The 21,448-nt window shown below is 65.5% G+C and carries 24 protein-coding genes; 7 read left to right on the top strand and 17 right to left on the bottom strand.

The annotated features are described in order from the left end of the window. Window positions 1-89: 89 nt before the first annotated feature. From DSHI_RS13880 to DSHI_RS13905, 6 genes are all read right to left on the bottom strand, one after another. Window positions 90-284 carry a DUF2065 domain-containing protein gene (locus tag DSHI_RS13880; protein ID WP_012179395.1) on the bottom strand — a complete coding sequence of 65 codons (195 nt, stop codon included), beginning with the start codon at window positions 282-284 and terminating at the stop codon, window positions 90-92. After that, window positions 284-1,177: a protease modulator HflC gene (hflC, locus tag DSHI_RS13885; protein ID WP_012179396.1), complete on the bottom strand. Its 894-nt coding sequence runs from the start codon at window positions 1,175-1,177 to the stop codon at window positions 284-286. Before hflC ends, DSHI_RS13880 begins: the two co-directional genes overlap by 1 nt. Next, the gene (gene hflK, locus DSHI_RS13890; protein ID WP_012179397.1) at window positions 1,177-2,325 is read right to left on the bottom strand and encodes an FtsH protease activity modulator HflK; all 1,149 of its coding nucleotides are present in this window, start codon (window positions 2,323-2,325) and stop codon (window positions 1,177-1,179) included. The genes hflC and hflK overlap by 1 nt, the downstream gene beginning before the upstream one ends. A 66-nt stretch (window positions 2,326-2,391) precedes the next feature. Then, complete coding sequence (locus DSHI_RS13895; RefSeq protein ID WP_012179398.1) at window positions 2,392-3,843, bottom strand: FAD-dependent oxidoreductase; 1,452 nt, start codon at window positions 3,841-3,843, stop codon at window positions 2,392-2,394. Window positions 3,844-3,888: 45 nt separating this feature from the next. Then, the gene (gene rpiA / locus DSHI_RS13900) at window positions 3,889-4,671 is read right to left on the bottom strand and encodes a ribose-5-phosphate isomerase RpiA (protein WP_012179399.1); all 783 of its coding nucleotides are present in this window, start codon (window positions 4,669-4,671) and stop codon (window positions 3,889-3,891) included. Window positions 4,672-4,776: 105 nt separating this feature from the next. Beyond that, on the bottom strand, window positions 4,777-5,433 hold the full coding sequence (locus DSHI_RS13905; RefSeq protein ID WP_157865337.1) for a thiamine diphosphokinase: 657 nt from the start codon (window positions 5,431-5,433) through the stop codon (window positions 4,777-4,779). Between the two features lie 175 nt (window positions 5,434-5,608). Here DSHI_RS13905 and DSHI_RS13910 point away from each other — a divergent pair, with 175 nt between their 5' ends. Beyond that, entirely contained in the window at window positions 5,609-7,555 is a 1,947-nt protein-coding gene (locus tag DSHI_RS13910) for a hypothetical protein (RefSeq protein ID WP_012179401.1), read from the top strand. Window positions 7,556-7,597: 42 nt separating this feature from the next. On the opposite strand, the gene DSHI_RS13915 is transcribed toward DSHI_RS13910, so the two are convergent. Then, entirely contained in the window at window positions 7,598-7,834 is a 237-nt protein-coding gene (locus DSHI_RS13915) for a DUF2842 domain-containing protein (RefSeq protein WP_012179402.1), read from the bottom strand. 24 nt (window positions 7,835-7,858) lie between these two features. Further along, window positions 7,859-9,154, bottom strand: coding sequence for an adenylosuccinate synthase (locus tag DSHI_RS13920; RefSeq protein WP_012179403.1), 1,296 nt, complete (start codon window positions 9,152-9,154; stop codon window positions 7,859-7,861). 200 nt (window positions 9,155-9,354) lie between these two features. On the opposite strand from DSHI_RS13920, the gene secG reads away from it, so the two are divergent. The 3 genes from secG (at window position 9,355) to DSHI_RS13935 (ending at window position 12,479) form a co-directional block, all read left to right on the top strand. Continuing rightward, entirely contained in the window at window positions 9,355-9,723 is a 369-nt protein-coding gene (gene secG / locus DSHI_RS13925; protein WP_012179404.1) for a preprotein translocase subunit SecG, read from the top strand. Window positions 9,724-9,914: 191 nt separating this feature from the next. After that, window positions 9,915-11,558, top strand: a complete 1,644-nt coding sequence (locus tag DSHI_RS13930) for a CTP synthase (RefSeq protein ID WP_012179405.1) — start codon at window positions 9,915-9,917, stop codon at window positions 11,556-11,558. Between the two features lie 60 nt (window positions 11,559-11,618). Next, window positions 11,619-12,479: a PhzF family phenazine biosynthesis protein gene (locus tag DSHI_RS13935; protein WP_012179406.1), complete on the top strand. Its 861-nt coding sequence runs from the start codon at window positions 11,619-11,621 to the stop codon at window positions 12,477-12,479. 31 nt (window positions 12,480-12,510) lie between these two features. Here the strand turns inward: DSHI_RS13935 and DSHI_RS13940 are convergent, their stop codons facing one another. Next, window positions 12,511-12,771: a hypothetical protein gene (locus tag DSHI_RS13940; protein ID WP_012179407.1), complete on the bottom strand. Its 261-nt coding sequence runs from the start codon at window positions 12,769-12,771 to the stop codon at window positions 12,511-12,513. Window positions 12,772-12,892: 121 nt separating this feature from the next. On the opposite strand from DSHI_RS13940, the gene DSHI_RS13945 reads away from it, so the two are divergent. Next, complete coding sequence (locus DSHI_RS13945; protein ID WP_012179408.1) at window positions 12,893-13,483, top strand: gamma-glutamylcyclotransferase family protein; 591 nt, start codon at window positions 12,893-12,895, stop codon at window positions 13,481-13,483. A gap of 7 nt (window positions 13,484-13,490) precedes the next feature. On the opposite strand, the gene gltX is transcribed toward DSHI_RS13945, so the two are convergent. After that, the gene (gltX, locus tag DSHI_RS13950) at window positions 13,491-14,813 is read right to left on the bottom strand and encodes a glutamate--tRNA ligase (RefSeq protein WP_012179409.1); all 1,323 of its coding nucleotides are present in this window, start codon (window positions 14,811-14,813) and stop codon (window positions 13,491-13,493) included. Window positions 14,814-14,872: 59 nt separating this feature from the next. Beyond that, window positions 14,873-16,186 (bottom strand): cytochrome-c peroxidase, encoded by a 1,314-nt coding sequence (locus tag DSHI_RS13955; protein WP_012179410.1) that lies wholly within the window; start codon window positions 16,184-16,186, stop codon window positions 14,873-14,875. Between the two features lie 9 nt (window positions 16,187-16,195). Between DSHI_RS13955 and DSHI_RS13960 the strand changes: the two genes are divergently transcribed. Both DSHI_RS13960 and DSHI_RS13965 read left to right on the top strand, forming a co-directional pair. Beyond that, window positions 16,196-16,654, top strand: coding sequence for a tetratricopeptide repeat protein (locus DSHI_RS13960; RefSeq protein WP_422703358.1), 459 nt, complete (start codon window positions 16,196-16,198; stop codon window positions 16,652-16,654). A 10-nt stretch (window positions 16,655-16,664) separates the two neighbouring features. Beyond that, a complete protein-coding gene (locus DSHI_RS13965; RefSeq protein ID WP_012179411.1) occupies window positions 16,665-17,132 on the top strand; it encodes a hypothetical protein in 468 nt (155 codons plus the stop codon). A 79-nt stretch (window positions 17,133-17,211) separates the two neighbouring features. Here DSHI_RS13965 and DSHI_RS22375 read toward each other — a convergent pair whose 3' ends face one another. The 6 genes from DSHI_RS22375 to DSHI_RS13990 form a co-directional block, all read right to left on the bottom strand. After that, window positions 17,212-17,379: a hypothetical protein gene (locus DSHI_RS22375; protein WP_157865338.1), complete on the bottom strand. Its 168-nt coding sequence runs from the start codon at window positions 17,377-17,379 to the stop codon at window positions 17,212-17,214. A gap of 111 nt (window positions 17,380-17,490) precedes the next feature. Then, entirely contained in the window at window positions 17,491-17,727 is a 237-nt protein-coding gene (locus tag DSHI_RS13970; protein ID WP_044027967.1) for a hypothetical protein, read from the bottom strand. 139 nt (window positions 17,728-17,866) lie between these two features. Next, the gene (locus tag DSHI_RS13975) at window positions 17,867-18,925 is read right to left on the bottom strand and encodes a TRAP transporter substrate-binding protein (RefSeq protein ID WP_012179413.1); all 1,059 of its coding nucleotides are present in this window, start codon (window positions 18,923-18,925) and stop codon (window positions 17,867-17,869) included. A 46-nt stretch (window positions 18,926-18,971) separates the two neighbouring features. After that, window positions 18,972-20,261 carry a TRAP transporter large permease gene (locus DSHI_RS13980; RefSeq protein WP_012179414.1) on the bottom strand — a complete coding sequence of 430 codons (1,290 nt, stop codon included), beginning with the start codon at window positions 20,259-20,261 and terminating at the stop codon, window positions 18,972-18,974. A gap of 1 nt (window position 20,262) precedes the next feature. Continuing rightward, a complete protein-coding gene (locus DSHI_RS13985; RefSeq protein ID WP_012179415.1) occupies window positions 20,263-20,853 on the bottom strand; it encodes a TRAP transporter small permease in 591 nt (196 codons plus the stop codon). A gap of 66 nt (window positions 20,854-20,919) precedes the next feature. Then, window positions 20,920-21,429, bottom strand: coding sequence for a flavin reductase family protein (locus tag DSHI_RS13990; protein WP_044028903.1), 510 nt, complete (start codon window positions 21,427-21,429; stop codon window positions 20,920-20,922). Window positions 21,430-21,448: the final 19 nt, after the last annotated feature.

The raw sequence follows: 21,448 nt of genomic DNA on the forward strand, positions 1-21,448 counted from the left end.
ACAGATATTCGCATCGTGGCGCGTCGTTTCAACCTTGGCAGGTCTCTCGGCCCGTCACGTCGGTGTGAAAAGAGTGTTCCACGGCGGGATCATCCCGCCAAGGTCTTTCCAAGTGCTACGATCAGAACACCTAGGGCGATTGCGCCCAAACCCAAGGTGCGGCGGGTGCTCAGGGGCATCCGCGCGAACATTTCCAGCAGGTCCTCGATACGCGAAGGGGCCAGTGCGAACACCAGCCCCTCGATCACAAGCACCAGCCCGAGGGCGGTCAGAAAGACGTCCATTACGGGACAGGACGCCCCGACACGGCGTCAGAGCCGTCGAGATAGTCGAAGAACTCGCTGTCCGGCGCGATCACCATGGTGGAATTGTTGCCCTGCAGCGCACGCTCATAGGCGGTCATCGAGCGATAGAACTCGAAGAAGTCAGGGTCGGCCCCGAACGCCGCCGCGAAGATGGCGTTCCGACGGGCGTCGGCCTCACCTCGGGTGATGTCCGCTTCCTTCTGGCTCTCGGACACCAGTTCGACCACGGTCCGGTCGGCCTGGGCGCGAACCCGCTGTGCGGCCTCTTCACCGCGCGCGATCTCGTCCGCGGCCTCCCGTTCCCGTTCCGCCCGCATCCGCGCGAAGGTCGCGTCGAGGTTCTGGGTGGGCAGGTTGGTCTGCTTGAGCCGCACGTCGACAACCTCCAGCCCGATATCCGCCGCACGGCTGCGCACCCCGGCAGTGATCCGCGCGGCAAGCGTGCCACGATCCGCCGAAAGGATGGTGTTCGACGTCACCCCGTCCGAACCAAGAACGGCCCGGATCTGCGGGTTCAGGATGCCTTCGAGCCGCTGCTCGGCCGCCCGCATGCCGCCGACACCGACCGCCTGCCGGAACTGAACCACATCCGCGATCCGGTAGCGCGCGAACGCGTCGACCACGAGGCGCCGGTCATCCGAAGGCGTGACTTCGATCTGCTGTGTATCGAGGCTCAGGATCCGGTCATCATAGCGCACGACTTCCTGGATGAACGGGATTTTGAACGCGAGTCCGGGCTCTTCCTTCACGGCCTTGATCTGACCGAACTGCAGCACCAGGGCCTTTTCGCGTTCGTCCACGATAAAGACCGAGTTGATCGCAACGAAGCCGACGACGGCCAGGGCGATCAGGCCAATGGGTCCCTTTTTCATCAGTTCGTCTCCCCTGCACTGCGGCGCAACTCGTTGATCGGCAGATAGGGCACAACGCCCTGGCCGCCCGACGCGCCCTCATCGAGGATCACCTTGTCGATCCCGCCAAGCACACGTTCCATCGTCTCGAGATAGAGACGCTTTCGGGTCACTTCCGGTGCGTTCTGATACTCGGCCAGAACTGCGGTGAAGCGGCTGGCTTCACCCTCGGCTTCGTTGACGACCTGCGCCCGGTAGGCTTCGGCCTGTTCGAGAAGCTGTGCAGCCTCACCCCGCGCGCCCGCGAGCACCCGGTTGGCATAGGCATCCGCCTGCCGTTCGAGACGGTCGCGTTCCTGCTCGGCGGCCTGCACTTCGCGGAACGCATCGATCACCTGCTCGGGCGGGTCTGCCCGGTCGAGGTTGAGACGCACGATGTTGATGCCGCTGTCGTAACTGTCGAGCGTGGTCTGGATCAGGTCCTGCACCTGTTGGGCGATCAGTTCGCGATCGCGGTTCAGGATCGGTGCCAGTTCGGATCGTGCGATGACCTCGCGCATGGAGGCCTCGGAGACCGCGCGCACGGTCTGTTGCCCGTCACGCAGGTTGAACAGGAAAGCCGCGGGATCGGAAATGTTCCAGACCACGTCGAAGTCGATGTCCACGATGTTCTCGTCCGTGGTCAGCATCAGACCGTCCTCGCCACGTGCACCGTTCCGCGACGTGCCGATCTCTTCGGTGTTTTCCCGCGTGACCGGCAGCACTTCTGCGGTCACCAGCGGCCAGGGCGCGAAGTTCAGACCCGGGTTGCCCACCGCGGAGAACTCGCCGAGGAACAATTCCACCGACTGCTCTTCCGGACGCACCGTGTAGAACGAGGAATAGAGCCACAGGCCCAGGATCGCGATCCCGGCCAGCCCGACCGTTCCCTTGGTGATCCGCGGACCGCCGCCGCCGCCCGGGCCACGCCCGTTCGACCCGCCGCCGCGACCGCCCATGAGAACCCGAAGCTGCTCCTGGCCCTTCTTCATGATTTCGTCGATTTCGGGAATCTGACCGTTGTCACCCGGTCCGCCGGGCCGTCGCCCGCCACGATTGTCTCCGCCTCGGTTGTCTCCACCGTTGCGACCACCCCCGCCGCCCCAGGGTCCACCGTTGTTATTCGCCATCCGATTTCCTTGTCGTAGTCATAACTTCATCAGTCCCTTCAGGACATGGTTGTGCGCGCCCGATTATCAAGCACTTCGCACCGGTGATTTCATTGTGACCAGTTCCTCCGAGATCGTCGGATGCACGGCGCAGACCCGGTCGAAATCCGCCTTCGTGGCCCCCATTTTCACCGCGATACCCGCAAGCTGGATCATCTCGCCCGCATGCTCGGCCACGATGTGGCAGCCCAGCACCTTGTCGGTGGCCTTGCTGACCACGAGTTTCATCAGCACGCGGTCGGTCTTGCCCGCGAAGGCTTCGCGCATCGCCCGGAAGGAGGTGCAGTAGATATCCACCGGCTCCTGTTCGCGGGCTTCCTCCTCGCTCATCCCGATCGTGCCCAGCTCGGGCTGGGTGAAGATCGCGGACGGGATCAGGTCGTGGTCGGGCTTGGTCGGGTTGCCCTTGAACACGGTCTCGACGAAGGCCATGCCCTCGCGGATCGCCACCGGGGTCAACTGGACCCGGTTGGTCACGTCCCCGATGGCATAGATCGACGGCACGCTGGTCTGGGAATAGGCATCGACCAAGATCTCGCCGCGACGCCCGGTCTCGACCCCCGCGGCCTCCAGCCCGAGCCCTTCGGTCGACGGATCGCGCCCGGTGGCAAACAGCACCTGGTCGTAAACTCCGGTCATGCCGTTGGTGGCCTTGACCCAGATCGGCCCGCCCTTTCGCGCTTTCGGCGTCAATGCCTCGGCCTCCTGGGCGGGCGCGCCCATGGCCGGGTCGGTCCCGGTCAGGGTAGTGGCGTTTTCTGCATCCGCCGCCGCGCGCATCTCGACGATATTGGTGCCCAGATGCAGCCCGATCCCCTTCTCGCGCATGGATTCCGCGACGAGCCCGCGCGCCTCGTCGTCGAAGCCCCGCAGAACCTGCGCCCCGCGGTAGAATTGCGTGACCTCCACGCCCAAGCCGTTGAGGATGCAGGCAAACTCGCACGCGATATAGCCCCCGCCGATGATCAGGATCGACTTGGGCAGGGTTTCGAAATTGAAGATATCGTTGGAGGTGATGCCCAACTCCGCGTTGGGAAGGTCCGGCCGCACGGGGTGGCCGCCGGTGGCGATCAGGATATGCTTGGCGGTCTTCGTGCCGCCATCGGCCAGCGCCACGGTATGCGGATCCTTGAGGGTGGCGCGGGTGTCGAAGACCTCCACTTCCGAGCCCTTGAGCAGGCCACGATAGACCTGCTCCAGCCGGTCGAGCTCGCTGTGCAGCTTGTCCCGGAAGGGCACCCAGTCAAAAACCCCGTCTGGCACGTCCCAGCCGTACGCGCGCGCCTCGCCCGGCATTTCGCGATAGCCGGACGCGAAAACCATCAGTTTCTTGGGCACGCAGCCGCGGATCACGCAGGTCCCGCCCATGCGGTATTCTTCGGCCAAGGCCACCTTCGCCCCTTCGGCGGCGGCGACCCGCGCGGCCCTGACGCCGCCGGAGCCTCCTCCGATGACGAACAGATCATAGTCAAAACTCATGGGGCCGCTCCTGTCTTGCCGTGCCGACCCAACCGGCCTGCCTCTTTACAGGTCGGAGAATACGTTGCCGGTCGCGGTGACTTCAACCTGCTCTTGGTGCACCGAGCCCTCGTTGATATCGCGCAGTTCCACCGACCCGTCGCTCTTGCCGATGACCACCACGTCACAGATGTCGAGGAAAAGCCCGTTCTCCACCACCCCTGGCAACTGGTTGAGCACCAGCGAGACTTGCCGGGGGTTGCCGATCCGCTCCAGGTGCAGATCGACGATGAAATTGCCCTCGTCGGTGACGTAAGGCATGCCGTTTTCCATCCGCAGGATAGCCTCGCGCCCACCCACATCCACGTTGACGAGGGTTTCCTCGATCAATGTCCGCGTCGTTTCCCAGCCGAAGCGAATCACCTCCACCGGCAGCGGGAAGGCCCCAAGCGTAGCGACCGCCTTGGACGCATCCGTGATCACGATCATGCGATCGGATGCCGTTGCGACGATCTTTTCCTGCAAGAGCGCCCCGCCACCGCCCTTGATCAGGTTCAGGGTCGGGTCAAACTCATCCGCCCCGTCGATGGTCAGATCGAGCCACTTCACCTCGTCCAGCGTCGTGACGTGCAGCTTGAGATCCCGCGCCAGCTCCGCCGTGCGGGTGGAGGTGGCCACGCAGGTGATGTCCATTCCCTCCTGGTCGACGGTCTCGGCCAGGTGGCGCACCATCCAGGCCGCCGTGGACCCGGTCCCGAGCCCGACCCGCATCCCGTCCTCGACAAAGCCCACCGCGCGCTTCGCGGCGACGTACTTGGCGCGGTCGATGGGCGACATTTCTCCGGACATGGCGGGGGCTCCTGACTGTGCGTGACGGCTTTATGCGCGAAAACCGGATGGGGCGCGAGAGTGTGTATGGATTTCCGGAAGGTCAAGCGCGGATGGGGCGAATTTTCAGCCCATGTCCCGCGACCACGGCGGCGCACTCAGCCGCATCTCGACCAGGGCCCGCACCTCGCTGGCCGGCACGATGATCAGGCAGCAGGGCGCCGAGACTGCGAAAGTGACCTCTCGGGCCGTTGTTTCATTGGAGGTTCCGACCCGCCGCAGCGGATCGAGCACCTCGCCCGCCAGCGGCCAGCGCACGCCCGCGCTTGTCACCTCCACCGGAGCCAGGGGAAACAGCGACAGCCGCGTGCCCGGCGGCAGGCGCATCCGCCCCTCGGGGGGCATCAGTGTCACCGCATCGGTTTCCGACAAAAGCACGACGCGACGCGACGCATGCACGGCCAGGCTATGCAGGCAGGCCAACTCGTGATCCACGCGCCCGCCCAGGAACCCGACCCCAACGCTCAGGTCGCAGTCGGTGCTCCGCAACGCCTTGTCGAAATCCGTGCTGTCCTGCTCGGCGATCCGGGTCACGGGGACCTGCGCGAATGCCTCGGGAAGCGCGGCGGGCTGGCTGTCCAGATCGCCGATGATCCGCGCAGGCACCTGCCCCGTCGCGACGGCATGGGCCACACCCCCATCCACGGCCACGAGAATCGGTGCGATCGCCAACGCCCGCGCAATCACCTCCGGCGTCGCCGGTCCGGCCCCCAAATGTGTCACGAATGTGGCCGGGTTTTCATTGTTTTGCCGCATTCGGCGATAATTTGGAGTTCCTTAACGAACTGCAACCACATTAGAGCGCGATCACCACCGGTTTCCGGTTTTTGTTTGTGAAATGGAAATAGCCGCGGGTAGATTCTCGAGGCTGGCTCGGGGGAAGGAAGTGAGCAGGCAGATGGTTGGACAGAGCAAGATCCTGACAGTGTCGTATGGCACCTTTTCCTGCACGCTCGAAGGGTTCGACGATCCGTTTTCGGCCATGAAGGACATCGCGGAGTATTTTCGCGACCTCGCGGCCGACGATCGGTATTTCGGTGCCGAACCCCCGACACCGGATGTGCAGATGCTACACGCCATTGCGGAAAACGCCTCCCGCAAATCCGTGGAGGCCGAAATGCAGGGTGATGCCGTGCATCTTCGCCAGGCTTCCACCCGCCCGACCGAGGATCAGGCCGAAGCGCGCATGCCAGACGAGGCCGACGACAGCGCCACAGAGGATGACACGGCGGTCGCTGACGTCGCTGACGTCGCTGACGTCGTCTCCGAGCCCGCGGTATTTGTCGAGAGCGATATGCCCGATCTCTCAGACCTGGCAGCGCGCGAGGTCGCGCTCTGGCAGCAAGATGCCGCCGCCGAGATGCCCGCTGCCGAAAGCTCCGAGGCGCCGGCCTCCCCGGCGGCGGAGGTCTCGCAGCTGTTCCAGATGCCCTCGACGGACCTTCCGGAGCCCGCGCTCAAGGCGCGCAGCCTCGCCGATGACAGCGGCCTGAGCGCGACTAGCATCGCCGCGAAACTGCAGCGGATCCGCTCCGTGGTGGCAGCCAATGTGACAACGTCCCCGGCCTCGGCAATGCCCGGTTTCGAGGACGTCGAGACGGACGATCTGACCGACGAGGTCCCCGTTCGGACCAGCCCGGCGGCACAGGCAATCGACCAAGAGGACGAAGAGGCGGGCCGGGCGGCGCCCGACCCCGAGACCGTGGCCGGGACCGACCCGTCCCACGCCGAAGAGGTCGACGTGGCGGCGACCGTGGCCCTTCCTCCTGCCGCGGACGAGGACGACCAGTCCGCGCCTGCGGCCTTTCGTCCCGAAGAAGACGCGGTCGACGTGGACGATCCAGAGATCGCGTCGGTGCCCCCTGAAACGCCGGACCATGCCGATTGGGTCTCAGAGGTGCAGGATGACAGCCACGAGGATGCGATCGAGACCGCTCCGGCACCCGTGGAGGACACAGAACCCGACGCATGGGAAGAGGACGCTCCAGACGTGCTCTTCCCCGCGTCGCGCGGACTGACGGAAGAAGACCTCGAGGCTGCAGCGCGCCTGACCAGGGGGCGCGGCGCCCCCCGGCCAGAGGCCTTCCAACTACATGTGACCGCTTCCGAGGGCGCGGATTTCGACGACACCGAAACCGCCCACGATGAGGCAGATGCCGAGAACATCGGCGCCGATCAGGACGAGAACGTGGTTTCCGAAACGCCCGGCGACGCGCTGGTGGATCGTCTCCTCGCGCAATCCGAAGGTGCCTTGCAGGAGGACGGCACGCAGCGCCGGCAGAACGCGCTATCGCACCTCAAGGCCGCCGTTGCCGCGACCCTGGCCGACCGGCTTGGCTCCAAGCGCAACACGGACTCGGCGCCCGAACCGGACAATGATCATGCCTTTCGCGAAGACGTGGCGGCCATCGTCGCCACGGACGCAGCCCCAGATTGCGAGAGCAATATCGCCCCGCTCGTCCTGCGCCCACAGGCACGTGTGGACAGCGACCCCGAGGCAAGCGCGGTGCGCCCACGGCGCATCACCCGCTCTGCCCTGAATGCCCAGGACAGTACCCGCGCCCAGGACAGCGGCTTTGCCGAGTACGCCGAGACCGTGGGCGCGACGGAGTTGCAAGACCTGCTGGAAGCCGCTGCAGCTTATCTCAGCACCGTCGAGGGCAAGACTCATTTTTCGCGTCCGGAAGTCATGCACATGGTCATGCGCCATGACCGCGACCGTAGTTTCAGCCGCGAAGCCTCCCTGCGCAGCTTCGGCGACCTGCTGCGCAACGGCACGATCGCCAAGATCGACCGGGGCCAGTTCGTGATCTCGACCGACTCGCAATTCGTCGCCAACGGCTGACCGCGCCCGGCATTGGCGAAAACCGTCCTCAGGTCAGGCCGGTCAGCGACCGTCCGTTTCCGGCGGCGCATCCGGGTCGGCCTTGCCCACCCCCTTGAACACGAACTTGAACGGCAAGGCCCAGACGATGCCAAGTGCCACGTAGATCAGCAGCTCGACCAGGATCGAGGGGCGCTCGAACAGCTCCACCACGTTCACCGCCGCGACGATGTAGACGGGCAGGCCCACCAACAGGATGACCAGCGACCACCGCTTCCGCGCCTTGTAGGACAATGCCATGTTGGGGTTCGCCTCCTGCCGGTCTCAGTCCGCGAAGGGGTCGGTCACCAGGATGGTGTCGTCCCGTTCGGGTGACGTGGATAGTAGGGCCACGGGACACTGGATCAACTCTTCGATCCGGCGAACGTATTTCACCGCATTCCCAGGCAGGTCCGCCCAACTGCGCGCGCCCTCGGTGCTTTCCGACCACCCGTCCATCTCTTCGTAGATCGGGGCGCAGCGCCCCTGCTGGTCCGCGGCCGTGGGCAGATAGTCCAGCACCTTGCCATCCAGATCGTAACCCACGCAGATTTTCAGCGTCTCGAACCCGTCCAACACATCGAGTTTCGTCAACGCGATCCCGTTCACCCCGGAAGTGGCACAGGTCTGCCGCACCAGCGCCGCATCGAACCAGCCGCAACGCCGCTTGCGCCCGGTGGTCGTGCCGAACTCGTGTCCCCGCTCGCCCAGCCGCTGACCATCCGCATCGTCAAGCTCGGTCGGGAACGGCCCCTCGCCCACCCGCGTGGTATAGGCCTTCACGATCCCCAGAACGTAGTCGATCGCCCCCGGACCGATCCCGACCCCGGTGGCCGCCTGCCCGGCGATCACGTTCGACGAGGTCACGAACGGGTAGGTCCCGAAATCGATGTCCAGAAGCGCCCCCTGCGCCCCCTCGAACAGGATCCGGTGCCCGGCCTTGCGCTTCTCGTTCAGCACCTTCCAGACCGGCGCTGCATAGGTCAGGATCGCCGGGGCAATCTCCTTGAGTTGCGCGATCAGCCCATCGCGGTCCACCGCCTCGATGCCCAAGCCGCGCCGCAGTGGATCATGGTGCTGCAACGCACGGTCCACCCGCGCCTCCAGCGTGGCATCATCGGCAAGATCCGCGACCCGCACGGACCGCCGCCCCACCTTGTCTTCATAGGCCGGACCGATCCCGCGTCCGGTCGTCCCGATCTTGGTGCCTTTGGAAGCCGCCTCTTCACGGGCGCGGTCCAGCTCGCCATGAATGGGCAGGATGAGCGGCGTGTTCTCCGCGATCATCAGCGTCTCGGGCGTGATCTCCACCCCTTGGGCGCGCACGGTCTCGATCTCGGCCACCAGATGCCAGGGATCGAGCACGACGCCGTTGCCGATCACGCTCAGCTTGCCGCCGCGCACCACGCCCGAGGGCAGCGCATGCAGCTTGTAGACGGTGCCGTCGATGACCAGGGTATGGCCCGCATTGTGCCCCCCCTGAAACCGCGCGATCACGTCCGCACGTTCCGAGAGCCAGTCCACGATCTTGCCCTTGCCCTCGTCGCCCCATTGCGCGCCCACGACCACTACATTCGCCATCTCGGCCCTCTTGCGTTGTGTCTTGCAAACCCGCGTCGGTATATCGACGCGCAGAAGAGGTGGAAACCGCTAAATCCATCGCAACGCGCAAGCCGAGCCGCGAATAGCGGAGATCTGGCTACCCGGGGCATCTCGGGGCTTGCGAGCCGCATCGCAACGCCTTAGGTAGCCGGGGTCCGCATAACGAGGCCGAACCGTCCATGGAAAACGTCATCCTGATCGTCCACCTGCTCCTTGCGCTCGCGCTGATCGGCGTCGTGCTGCTCCAGCGGTCCGAAGGCGGTGGCCTGGGCATGGGCGGCGGCGGTGGCGGCGGGGCCATGACCGGCCGGTCCGCGGCGACGGCCCTCGGCAAGATGACCTGGATCCTCGCCGTCGCGTTCATTGGCACCTCGATCACCCTGACAATTCTGGCCGCGGCGAACTCGAACAACGCCTCGGTGCTCGACCGGCTGACCGACCAGCCTGTCCCGCCCCCGGTCGAGAGCAACGAGCAGCTTCCGCCCGCGTCCGATCTGCTGCCGCCGGCGGCAACGGATCAACCGGCGCTGCCGCCGCGGGCAGACTAACGCAATCCCTAGGGAAAAAGTTAACGCTGGCCGCAGGATATTGCGGTCCGGTTGCCAAACTCGGGCGAATCTTCTATAGGTCAAATCCCGTGGAGACACGGGTTCGGGGGTGCGAAACCCCCGCGTCCTTTCCAGCAAAATCATCGGAAGACCCCGGCTGACGGGGCAGGACTTGGGGGACTCGGGCCCATATGGCACGCTTTGTATTCATCACGGGCGGAGTCGTCTCTTCGCTGGGCAAGGGACTGGCCTCGGCAGCCCTCGGCGCACTCCTTCAGGCCCGCGGCTTCTCGGTCCGCCTGCGCAAGCTCGACCCCTATCTGAACGTCGATCCCGGCACCATGAGCCCGTTCGAGCATGGCGAAGTCTTCGTCACCGATGACGGCGCCGAGACCGATCTGGACCTCGGCCATTACGAGCGCTTCACCGGCGTGGCCGCGCGCAGGACCGATTCCGTCAGCTCCGGCCGGATCTATTCGAATGTTCTCGAAAAGGAACGGCGTGGCGACTACCTCGGCAAGACGATCCAGGTCATCCCCCACGTCACCAACGAGATCAAGGACTTCATCTCGATCGGCGAGGACGAGGTCGATTTCATGCTCTGCGAGATCGGCGGCACCGTGGGCGACATCGAAGGGCTGCCCTTCTTCGAGGCGATCCGCCAGTTCGGCCAGGACAAGCCCCGCGGCCAGTGCATCTTCATGCACCTCACCCTGCTGCCCTATATCGCGGCCTCGGGCGAGTTGAAGACCAAGCCGACCCAACACTCGGTCAAGGAGTTGCGCTCCATCGGCATCGCGCCCGATGTGCTGGTCTGCCGCTCCGAGGGACCGATCCCACAGAAGGAGCGCGACAAGCTTGCACTCTTCTGCAACGTCCGGCCCGAAAGCGTGATCGCTGCGCAGGACCTCAAATCGATCTACGAAGCCCCCCTCGCCTATCACCGCGAAGGCCTGGACCAGGCCGTGCTCGACGCCTTCAGCATCTCGCCCGCGCCCAAGCCCGACCTGACGGTCTGGCACGACGTGGCCGACCGGATCCACAACCCCGAAGGCGAAGTGAACGTCGCCATCGTCGGGAAGTATACCCAGCTCGAGGATGCCTATAAATCCATTGCCGAGGCGCTGACCCATGGCGGCATGGCCAACCGGGTGAAGGTGAAATCCGAATGGATCGACGCCGAGATATTCGAGCGCGAGGACCCGGTCCCGCATCTGGAAAAGTTCGACGCGATCCTCGTGCCCGGCGGTTTTGGCGAACGGGGCACCGAGGGCAAGATCAAGGCCGCCCAATTCGCACGCGAGCACAAGATCCCCTACCTCGGCATCTGCCTCGGCATGCAGATGGCGGTGATCGAAAGCGCCCGGCACCTGACGGACCTGACCGATGCTGGCTCGGAGGAATTCGACCACGAGGCGGGCAAGCGCCGCTTCACCCCGGTGGTCTATCACCTCAAGGAATGGGTGCAGGGCAACCACAAGGTCGAACGCAAGGTCGATGACGACAAGGGCGGCACCATGCGGCTCGGGGCCTATACCGCGAAGCTGGTCGAGGGTTCGAAAGTCGCGCAGATCTATGGCAGCACCACCATCGAGGAACGGCACCGCCATCGCTACGAGGTCGATATCCAGTATCGCGACCAGTTGCAGGCCGAGGGGCTGATCTTCTCGGGCATGTCCCCGGACGGGCGTTTGCCCGAGATCGTCGAGGTCAAGGATCACCCCTGGTTCATCGGCGTGCAATTCCACCCGGAGCTGAAATCCAAACCCTTCGCGCCGCACCCGCTCTTTGCCGATTTCGTGCGCGCCGCCAAGGAGGTCAGCCGGTTGGTCTGATCCCGCCCGGACCTTGGGGGGCGCTGCCCCCGGAATATTGCAGGAACGATGAGGACACGCATGCGGCTGCCCTTCCATGTCTATGACGTCTTCACCGACACGCCCTTCGCGGGCAATCCGTTGGCGATCGTCGAGGATGCGGGCGGGCTGAGCACCGCGCAGATGCAGACCATCGCGCGGGAGTTCAACCTGTCGGAGACGATCTTCGTGATGGCCCCGGCCGATCCGGCCCATGCGGCACGGGTGCGGATCTTCTTTCCCACGGACGAGATCCCCTTTGCCGGGCATCCCACCATCGGCTGTGCGCTGCATCTGGCAGGCCAGCGCGGTCTGTCAAAGCTGGTGTTGGAGGAAGAAGCAGGTCTTGTCCCGGTCACGATCACCGGCGAACGGGCCGAGTTCACCGCGCCCGTGTTGCCCGAACCCTTGGGCGGCCCCGTGGACCCGGTGCTGGCCGCCCGCGCCGTGGGCCTTGACCAGGTCGGGTTCGGCGCCCATCGCCCCGCGGCCTGGATCGGCGGGCCGGGCTTTGTCTACCTGCCGGTCCCGGATCGCGCGACCCTGGCACGCGCCCGGCCCATCGAGCCCCATTGGACGGCGCTGATGGAGGCCTGCGCGGTCGACAGCGCCTTTCTCTACTGCCCGGCGGAGGATGGGTACGCTGCGCGGATGTTTTCGCCCACGGCAGGCATCCCAGAGGATCCGGCCACCGGATCGGCCAGCGCGATCCTCGCCGCCCAACTGTTGGCCAGCGGCGCGCTCGGCGAGGGCACCACGAGTCTCAAACTGACACAGGGCGAGGACATGGGCCGGCGAAGTTCAATCGGATTCTCGGCGGATGTCGCTTCGGGCGCGTTGACCGCCATCCGGATCAGCGGTCAGGCGGTGCCGATCTCAAGCGGCCATATCCGTGTGCCGTGACCGCCCCGACGGCGCAGTCACCAAAATCGCGTCAGAGCAGGACGCGGATGAACAGAAGGTTCGGCACGATCATGGCGAACCAGATGCAGAACCACTTCGCCCCGGAGGAGATCTTGCCGAACCGGCCGGGCCCCTCGGCGGCCGCGCCGTAATTCATCGCAGCCGACATCCAGGCGTAACCCGACGCTTCCTTGCTGCGCTTTTCCGCCTCGATCGAGGCCCGCGCCGCAGCGTATTTCTCGGCGTAAGGGTTTTCCGACAACGCCAGCTTACGATCTTCAAGATTGGACATGACCACTCCGTACAACTATCCCTTGTCGGGAAATGTTGCGGAACCTTCCTGGGTCAAGGGTGCCCGACATGGAATAACCGTGAACAGCTTGTCGCAGGTGCCCTTTGCGCAGAAACCCGCCATGACCCCTCCGCATTTCTTCGGCTACGGCTCGCTGGTGCATCGCGGCACCCATCGCTACCCGGTCCAGGGCCATGCCCGGGTCCGCGGCTGGCGCCGGGACTGGCGGCATTCGCGCCACCGCGAGGTTGCATTCCTGACCGTCACGCGCGCCCCGGGCAGCGAGATCGCGGGGCTCGTCGCCGCCGTGCCGGGCGCGGACTGGGCCGCCCTCGACGCGCGGGAGCATGCCTATGACCGGGTGCGCCTTTCGGGGTCGGAGGTCAGAGATGCCGACGCGCTCGCCCTGCATCTCTACGAGGCCAGTGCGCATCACACCACGGCCCCCAGCCTGCGACACCCCATCTTGTTGAGCTACCTCGACACGGTGATCGGCGGCTACCTGGCGGAGTTCGGGCGCGCGGGAGCCGAGGCGTTTTTCGACACCACCGACGGTTGGGATGCGCCCATCCTCAACGACCGGGCGGCGCCGATCTATCCCCGGGCACAACCCCTGCCCGCCCGGGATCGCGACCTCGTGGACAGTGCGCTGCGCTCCCTGTTTGCCCAGGTGCAACCGCCTGAAGCGCTGCGCCCCTCGGCCCAAGGTTGAACCAGTCTCAGAGCGTCGGCTTTTTCTGCAGAAGCCGCATGACATCGGCCATTTCCGGCCCGCGCTCCAACCCTGTGACCGCCTTGCGCAGGGGCATGAACAGCCCCTTGCCCTTGCGGCCCGAGGCCGCCTTCACCTCGGCGGTCCAGGCGCCCCATGTCTCCGGCCCGTAGGGCGGCTCGGGCAGGCGCGCGAAGGCGTCGGCGACAAACGCCCGGTCCTCCTCGGCCACCAGTGGCGCACCACCGTCGCGGAACAGCTGCCACCATCCGGCAAGGTCCGCGCGCGTGGTGATATTGGCCCGCGCCACCTCCCAGAAGAGCTCCGCCTGCGCGGCGGGCACGCCCAGGGCCGCGATTTCATCGGCGACCTCCGCAAACGGCGTCGCGTGCAACAGCCGCGCGGTCAGCGGGAACAGGTCCGCACGGTCGAACTTGGTCGGTGCTGCCCCAAAGGTGCTCAGATCGAACCCCTCGATCAGCGCCTCAAGGCTGCCTGCCACCTCCACCGGCTGGGACGAGCCAAGCCGCGCCATCAGGCTCAAGAGCGCCATCGGCTCAATACCTTCGGCGCGCAGATCGCGCAGGGCCAGCGTGCCGAGACGCTTCGAGAGCGCCTCCCCCTGCGGCCCGGTCAGCAGCGAGTGATGGGCAAACTCCGGGTGCCCATGCCCGAGCGCCGCCATGATCTGGATCTGGGTGGCGGTGTTCGTCACATGGTCCGAGCCGCGCACCACATGGGTCACGCCCATCTCCGTGTCGTCCACCACCGACGCGATCGTATAGAGCACCTGCCCGTCGCCCCGGATCAGCACCGGGTCCGACACCGAGGCCGCATCGATCGAGATGTCGCCAAGGATGCCGTCGGTCCAGGTGATCCGTTCGTGATCCAGCTTGAACCGCCAAACCCCCTGCCCCCGCTCGGCGCGCAACGCCGCCTTCTCGTCCTCCGACAAGGCCAGGGCCGCGCGGTCATAGACCGGCGGCCTGCCCATGTTCAGCTGCTTCTTGCGCTTGAGGTCCAACTCGGTCGGCGTCTCGAACGCCTCGTAGAACCGGCCCGCCGCGCGCAGCGCATCCGCCGCCTCGGCATAGCGGTCAAGGCGTCTCGACTGATACTCGATCCGGTCCCAGGTCAGCCCGAGCCAGGTCAGGTCCTCCTGGATCGCGTCGACGTATTCGGGCTTCGACCGCTCCGGGTCCGTGTCGTCGATCCGCAGGATGAAGGTGCCCCCGGCCTTGCGGGCGATCATGTAGTTGAACAGGGCGGTGCGCAGGTTGCCCACATGCAGGTATCCGGTGGGCGACGGCGCGAAACGGGTGGTGGTCATGGGTATCTCCTTGCCCGGTCCCTTGCCACTATCGGGCGGGCTTGTCCACGGGGGCCGGGTCAGTCAACCGGCAGGCCCGAAGGCACCGTCTCCGGCCGCCCGAGGGGCCGCGCCTCCGCCGTCCGCCCGGTCAGCGCGTGCAGGAAGGCCACAAGATCCGCCACCTGGGCATCGTCCAGCGCGACGGGCGCGATATCCCGCGCCGCCGCTTGCCGCGCCATCTCCGCCCGGTCGGACCGGATCACGAAATCAATCTCGGCCAGCCAGGGTGCCTCGGGCAGCTGCGCATCCTGCGGTCTCCAGGCCGCCCCCATCCCACCCGGGTCGAGATGGTGGCGCACGATCCCCTCCAGCGTCCGGTAGGCCCCGTTATGGCCGTAGGGCCCGGTCAGCGCGACATTGCGCAGGGGCGGCGTGCGGAACCGGTAGGCATCCTCCAGCCGGTTGCTCTCCCCCACCCGGCCCATGTCACGCGGGATCGGATCCCATTGCCGCGTGCGCCCGGGGCCGAAGGCCGGCAGGCCCAGCGCATGAAACTTCTGGTCGCTCAGCAAGGGCCCGGAATGACACGTCGCGCACCCGGCCGCCCCGTAGAACAACGCCATCCCTCGCGCCGCCGCTGCGTCGAGCGCGCCCGCATCCCCGGCCAGGTAGGCGTCGAACGGGCTGTCGTAATTGGCCCATTCCGTGCCGATGAACGCCGCCAGCGCATTAGCGATCTCGACAATCGTGACCTGCTCGGGCGTCTCGACATGGTCAAACGCGTCCACGAACATCGCGCCGTATTCCGGGATCGTCCGCACCCGCTTGGCCAGGATCGGCCAGGCCGCGTCGATCCGGTCATGCACCGCACCGGCGATCTCGTTCTCCTTGGGATTTCCCGCCATCTCGAACTGCGCCACCAACGGCAGCACCGCCTGCGCCGCAAGGATATGGTCGAACCCCGTGGGCAGCCATTCCTGCGCAGGCGAGTTGAACCCATTTCCATAAAGCTCCGACACCTCAAGCCGCCCGTCATGGAACAGCACCCGGATGTCCTTGTGCCCGAGGTTCCACAGGGCGGGGGCGTTGCGCGGGATCCGCTTGCGGATACGATCCGCGCCGGTTCCTGCCGTCCGCTCCGGCCCGACACCCACGCCCCCCTCGCCGATCCCCAGGCTCAGCCCGTCGCCGCCCGCGTGGTCATGGTGGTGACAGGTCCCGCAAGCGATGTTCCTGTTGCCCGACAGGATCTTGTCGTAAAACAGAAGCTGACCGATCCGGGCCTGATCCGGGTCGAACGCGTGGAAATCCGCAGGCGACAGCGGCGGCGGCACCTCCGCCACCGCGGGCCCGGCACAAAGAAAGGCGAGGATATGCAGCGCGCGCTTCATGGGGCGATCATGGCGGTTTCGTTGACCCTTGCAAGCCCGACCCTGGCCGATCTCGAACCCGCCCGCGACCTGATGGAGGAAGGCCGCTTCGCCGAGGCCAAGGCGCTGCTCTGGCCCGCCGCACGGTCCGGCAATGCCGAGGCCGAGGAACTGATCGGCGTGATGCATGCGCTCGGGCTGGGCGTGGCGCAGGACTACACCCGTGCGTTCGAGTGGTATCTGCGCTCTGCCATGAAGGGCCATGCGGGCGCGCAATCGGGGGTCGGGTGGTACTACGAGATGGGCCTCGGCATGCCCGCGCCCGACCTTGTCCGCGCCTATATGTGGTATGTGCTCAGTGCGATCGGCGGCGACCCGGACGCCGCCGACAGTCAGGAAGAGGTCCGCAAGAAGATGACGCCCGAGCAAGTGGCGCAGGCCCACGCGCTTGTGGATGACTACAAGGTCTGGATGTATCCATTTCGCTAGGGAGGTCGCGATGGCAGTGCAGGTGATCGGTTCCGTGTTCCAGGGCGTTGGCAAACCTGGCGATTGCGGCTGGATGGTGGTGCAGGACGCCTACAAGTCCGCGTTCTTCATCTTCAACGACAACGAGGAGCAGTTTCTCGACTTCCACGACCATGCCGCCGGGGCACGCCCGCCCGGCGCCTGCGCTCCCGGGGCGGGCAACGGCGTCCTGCGACCCTGGCAATGCGAAACCCCGCCCCGGGCGGGCGGCATCCCCACCGGCAGTCACGGCATGGGCTATGCGGCACTCACCCCGAAGGTTCAGGCGCTGATTGACCGCGCGGTCGACGCGATCGCCGCAACCATCGCGGAACACGGCTTTACCGAAGTGTATTACAGCTCCGATGGCGCTGGCGGCCTTGGCGCCAGCACCTTCGCGCCCGCGCAGGAGGTCAAGGACTACATCGTCGCCCAGATCGCCTCGCTCGCGCAGACCTGAGCCCCGCGCCCATGAAAAAGGGCAGACCCACGGCCTGCCCCCCTCAACTTCGCCTGCCCGAACCGGGCGGGGTCGATGATCACTTCGCGCCGCGCGCGGCCATGCGCTCGGCAATTCCGTCCGCCGACAGGGACGATTTCGGTCCCCCCTGCTGGCGCAGCTTTTCCGTGGCCCGTGCACTGATATAGCCGAAAGCCACCACAAAGCCCAAAGTTCCGAAAGTCAGTATTCCAAGTCCGAAGTCCATGTCGTCCTCCTGTTGGTCATGCTGTCTATACGCAGCGAGATGGAGGATAGATCTCAAAAGTCAAAAATTTTTTCGAATGTTTTCAATCGCATGCAATGGTGTACCGAAAACTCAGTTTATAATCAGCACCACAGCCATGAAAAACACCAGCATCCCGATCCAGCCGAACTGCGCCGCCAGAAGGCTCGTCATCAACAGTCCCGACAGGGCCAGAACGGTCACGCGGCGTTGCTTGTGGGCGGGAAGATCGCGCAGGGTTTTGTCGACCTCGGGCTTACCGCAGAGCCGGGCGATCCCGGCGACAAGGGCAAAGGCCACGACACGGGCGCGCTGGCCTAATCCGGACATCAGGGCTCTTATCTCCTCCGCCATGGCGCAACAGTACGAAACCGGGCGCCCGAGCGCAAAGACAAACATTCCCGGCAGATACAGGATAACGCCGAAGGGGCGCACCCGTGGCGCGCCCCCCGCAAACCCTTGACCGGCTTCAATTCAAGTCGGCGTCGCGCGCCGCGTTGACCTCGGCCTCGGCCTCGGCAACGGCCTCGTTCAACGCGTTGAACACCTCTTCCCCGCGCCCGACATTGGCCTTGAACCAGTCAAACACTGGGGCCGCGGCCTCCTTGAATGCCGCCTTCTCTTCGGGCGTGGGCACATAAAGGTCCCCGCCCCCGGCGACGAACTCCTCATAGGCCGGGATCGACTTGCGCTTGGGCGAGGCAAAGGTCGCCTGCTGCAACGCGTAGAACCCATCCACCACGACCCTGCGCAGATCCTCCGGCATGGACAGGAACCGCTCGTTGTTCATCCACCACAGCGCACCCATATAGGCGTGCCCGTCCAGGGTCAGGTATTGCAGACCCGCATCGGGGAATTTCATCCCCATGATATCGGTGATGCCGTTCTTGGACCCCTCGACCACGCCGGTCTGCAGCGAGGTGAACAGCTCCGGCCACGGGATCGGGGTGGGCGCGGCGCCCAGCACGCGCACCAGTTCCTGCGGCAGATCGGCCACCACGGTGCGGATCTTCAGCCCCTCCATGTCCGAGGGTGCCGCGATCCGGCGCTGGGTGTTGGCGAAGTTGCGCCAGCCGCCGGTATTGCCGATGGTCATCAGCCGGATCATCCCGCCGGAATCCTCCAGCGCCATCTCGCGCACCTTGCGGGTGAAATCGCCCGCCAGAACCGCCTCGGCGATCCGGTCGTCCGCCATCAGGTAGGGCAGGTCAAGCACCTGAACATAGGGAAAAATCCCCGACGCACCGCCGGAGGTCGAGATATAGATGTCGATCGACCCGTCGGCGACCCCTTGCAGGCACTCCGCCCCGTTCGAACACAGCTGCGTGCCGATGAACAGCTCCACCGCGATGGCCCCGTTCGACGCGCTCTCGACGTAGTTCTTGAACACCACGAGCCCGTCGTAATCCTCGTCGTTCTCGTTGGAATTGGCGGTGGCGCGCAGGGTATATTCCTGCGCCGTGGCCGCCAGCGGCGCGGACAGGAGCATCGCTCCGGCCAGAAGCGCCTTCAGGGTGGTTTTGAACATTTCGTTCCTCCTCAGTTGGTCTTTGTCTGTTTCGGCCGCCCGCACCTCACTGCGCAAAGCCGGTGAGCCGCGGAATGGTCATGGAAATCGCGGGGAAATAGGTGATCAGGAAGATCACCAGGATCTCCACCGCCAGGAAGGGCAGGATCGCCTTGGCGATGCGCTCGACCCGTTCGCCCGAGACCGAGCTTGCCACGAACAGGACAAGCCCCATGGGCGGCGTGGCCAGCCCCACGGTCAGGTTCACGGACATGATGATTGCGAAATGGATCGGATCGACCCCCAGATCGACGAAGATCGGGCCGAGGATCGGGCCGAGGATGATGATCGCCGGCCCCGCATCGAGGAACATTCCCACCACGAACAGCAACAGGTTGATCAGCAACAGCAGGATCAGCGGGTTCTCCGACAGGCTCAGCATGAAATCCGCCATGATCTGCGGCGCGTAGGACAGGCTCACCACCGTCTTGAACGCCATCGCCGCCCCCACCAGGAGCAGCACCACCGCCGACGTGATCCCGGCGCGACCCAGGATATCCGGCAGGTCCGAGACCTTCAGCGTCCGCATCACGAAGAACCCGATGATCAGCGCATAGGCCACCGCCACCGCCGCAGCCTCGGTCGGGGTGAACACCCCCGCGAGGATACCGCCCAGGATGATCACCGGCGTCATCAGCGGGAAGAACGCCTTCAGGCTGGCCTGCCCCCGCTGGCCCCAGGTTGTCTTGGCCGATGCGACGGGGAAGTCGTACTTGTCCGCCATCAGTTTCACGACCCCCATCAGGCCGACACCCACGAGGATACCGGGCACGATCCCTGCCAAAAACAGGGCCGCGACGCTCTCCCCCATCACATAGGCATAGATGATCATGATCCCCGAGGGCGGGATGATCGGCCCAATCACCGAGCTTGCGGCGGTGATCGCGGCGGCAAACCGGCGGGTATAGCCCTGCTTCTCCATCGCCGGGATCAACATCGAGCCCAGCGCCGAGGTGTCCGCCACCGCAGAGCCCGAGAGCCCCGCGAACAGCATCGAGCTGAGGATGTTCACATGGGCCAGTCCGCCCCGGAAATGCCCCATCAGGGCCTGGGCAAACTCCACCAGCCGCAACGTGATCCCGCCCCGGTTCATCAACTCGCCTGCCAGCATGAAGAACGGGATCGCCATCAGCGGAAAGCTGTCCATCCCGTTATAGACATTCCGATAAAGCAGGGTGATGTCCCGCTCCTGCCCGTTCAGCCACAGCAGCAGACCGGGGGCTGCAAGCAGGCCGAAAAAGACCGGCAAGCCGATCATCAGGAACAGCAGGAACAGCGGCAGGAACCAGATCAGCATGTCATTCGGCCCCTATGGTTTCGGTGCCGGGGATCTCCGGCAAATTCTCCGCACCGCCCAGAAGGGAAATCACGGCCCGCAGGATGAGCTCGATATTGGCCGAGATCATCATGATGATCCCCACCAGCAGGGAGGCCATCATCCAGCTCCGCGGCACCCGGAACCATTCGGTGAAACTCAGGTTCGTCGGCAGGTAGAGCGAAGCAGTGGCGAACCGCCCGCCAAAGCCCGTGACCTCGGACCAGCCGATCTGCGCCGCGATGACCAGCACCAGCAGCATCACGAACAACAAGAACAGCGACAGCAACGCGCCCAGACGCACCGGCAGCAGCCGCACCACCATGTCGATGGCCACGAAGCCGCCGCGCCGGAACGCCGTCGGCGCCATCAACCCGGTCATCCACAGCATGGCAAACCGCGCGGCCTCGTCCGGCCAGGGCAGCGCATTGTTCAGAACATATCGGAAGAACACCTGGATCAGGATCGCCACGACCATGGCCGCCACGCAGATCACGCCAAGCCCGCGCCCGACCTTGAAGAGGGCCTCGTTGACGATCCGGAACGGTGCAAGCACCGCCAGCAATGCGCCCATGGCGCGTCCTCCTCCCATGGCGCGGGCGGGGATCGTTGCGCGCCCCCGTCTCCGCGAGAAACCCGGTCAGTGACCGACGAACCGTCCGAACATGCCCTCGCTGAAGACCAGCGCCTCACCGTCCCGGTAGCCTGCCTCGATCACCTCGCCGACCACGATCATGTGATCGCCCGCATCATGTGTCTGCACGGTCTTGCACTCGAACCGCGCCAAACAATCGGCCAGGAGCGGCACCGCATGCGGGCATGGATCCAGCGCCAGCCCTTCGAACGCATCGGCCCTCTGGGCAAAGCCCCGCGCAACATCCATCTGGCCCTGCCCGAGGATGTGGATGGCAAAGCGGGGCGCTGTCGCGAACGTCTCGAACCGGCTGGAATATTTGGCCGGACACCACAGCAGCAGCGGCGGGTCGATCGACACGCTGGAAAAACTGTTGGCGGTGATCCCCATCGGCCCCTTCGGCCCCTGCACGGTCACCACGGTCACGCCGGTGGGAAACCGACCCATCGCGTTTCGGAACTCGCGCGCTGTGTCCGGTCCGGGGGTAAAGGGCGCAAGGCGGGGTGTATCGGTCATCTTCGGGGCTGCTCCATCT

Source organism: Dinoroseobacter shibae DFL 12 = DSM 16493 (assembly GCF_000018145.1).
Lineage (GTDB): Bacteria > Pseudomonadota > Alphaproteobacteria > Rhodobacterales > Rhodobacteraceae > Dinoroseobacter > Dinoroseobacter shibae.

Coding starts and splice junctions, on each gene's coding strand:
- DSHI_RS13880 (WP_012179395.1), bottom strand. CDS start 284: ATGGACGTCTTTCTGACCGCCCTCGGGCTGGTGCTTGTGATCGAGGGG.
- hflC (WP_012179396.1), bottom strand. CDS start 1,177: ATGAAAAAGGGACCCATTGGCCTGATCGCCCTGGCCGTCGTCGGCTTC.
- hflK (WP_012179397.1), bottom strand. CDS start 2,325: ATGGCGAATAACAACGGTGGACCCTGGGGCGGCGGGGGTGGTCGCAAC.
- DSHI_RS13895 (WP_012179398.1), bottom strand. CDS start 3,843: ATGAGTTTTGACTATGATCTGTTCGTCATCGGAGGAGGCTCCGGCGGC.
- rpiA (WP_012179399.1), bottom strand. CDS start 4,671: ATGTCCGGAGAAATGTCGCCCATCGACCGCGCCAAGTACGTCGCCGCG.
- DSHI_RS13910 (WP_012179401.1), top strand. CDS start 5,609: ATGGTTGGACAGAGCAAGATCCTGACAGTGTCGTATGGCACCTTTTCC.
- DSHI_RS13915 (WP_012179402.1), bottom strand. CDS start 7,834: ATGGCATTGTCCTACAAGGCGCGGAAGCGGTGGTCGCTGGTCATCCTG.
- DSHI_RS13920 (WP_012179403.1), bottom strand. CDS start 9,154: ATGGCGAATGTAGTGGTCGTGGGCGCGCAATGGGGCGACGAGGGCAAG.
- secG (WP_012179404.1), top strand. CDS start 9,355: ATGGAAAACGTCATCCTGATCGTCCACCTGCTCCTTGCGCTCGCGCTG.
- DSHI_RS13930 (WP_012179405.1), top strand. CDS start 9,915: ATGGCACGCTTTGTATTCATCACGGGCGGAGTCGTCTCTTCGCTGGGC.
- DSHI_RS13935 (WP_012179406.1), top strand. CDS start 11,619: ATGCGGCTGCCCTTCCATGTCTATGACGTCTTCACCGACACGCCCTTC.
- DSHI_RS13940 (WP_012179407.1), bottom strand. CDS start 12,771: ATGTCCAATCTTGAAGATCGTAAGCTGGCGTTGTCGGAAAACCCTTAC.
- DSHI_RS13945 (WP_012179408.1), top strand. CDS start 12,893: ATGACCCCTCCGCATTTCTTCGGCTACGGCTCGCTGGTGCATCGCGGC.
- gltX (WP_012179409.1), bottom strand. CDS start 14,813: ATGACCACCACCCGTTTCGCGCCGTCGCCCACCGGATACCTGCATGTG.
- DSHI_RS13955 (WP_012179410.1), bottom strand. CDS start 16,186: ATGAAGCGCGCGCTGCATATCCTCGCCTTTCTTTGTGCCGGGCCCGCG.
- DSHI_RS13960 (WP_422703358.1), top strand. CDS start 16,196: ATGGCGGTTTCGTTGACCCTTGCAAGCCCGACCCTGGCCGATCTCGAA.
- DSHI_RS13965 (WP_012179411.1), top strand. CDS start 16,665: ATGGCAGTGCAGGTGATCGGTTCCGTGTTCCAGGGCGTTGGCAAACCT.
- DSHI_RS22375 (WP_157865338.1), bottom strand. CDS start 17,379: ATGGACTTCGGACTTGGAATACTGACTTTCGGAACTTTGGGCTTTGTG.
- DSHI_RS13970 (WP_044027967.1), bottom strand. CDS start 17,727: ATGTCCGGATTAGGCCAGCGCGCCCGTGTCGTGGCCTTTGCCCTTGTC.
- DSHI_RS13975 (WP_012179413.1), bottom strand. CDS start 18,925: ATGTTCAAAACCACCCTGAAGGCGCTTCTGGCCGGAGCGATGCTCCTG.
- DSHI_RS13980 (WP_012179414.1), bottom strand. CDS start 20,261: ATGCTGATCTGGTTCCTGCCGCTGTTCCTGCTGTTCCTGATGATCGGC.
- DSHI_RS13985 (WP_012179415.1), bottom strand. CDS start 20,853: ATGGGCGCATTGCTGGCGGTGCTTGCACCGTTCCGGATCGTCAACGAG.
- DSHI_RS13990 (WP_044028903.1), bottom strand. CDS start 21,429: ATGACCGATACACCCCGCCTTGCGCCCTTTACCCCCGGACCGGACACA.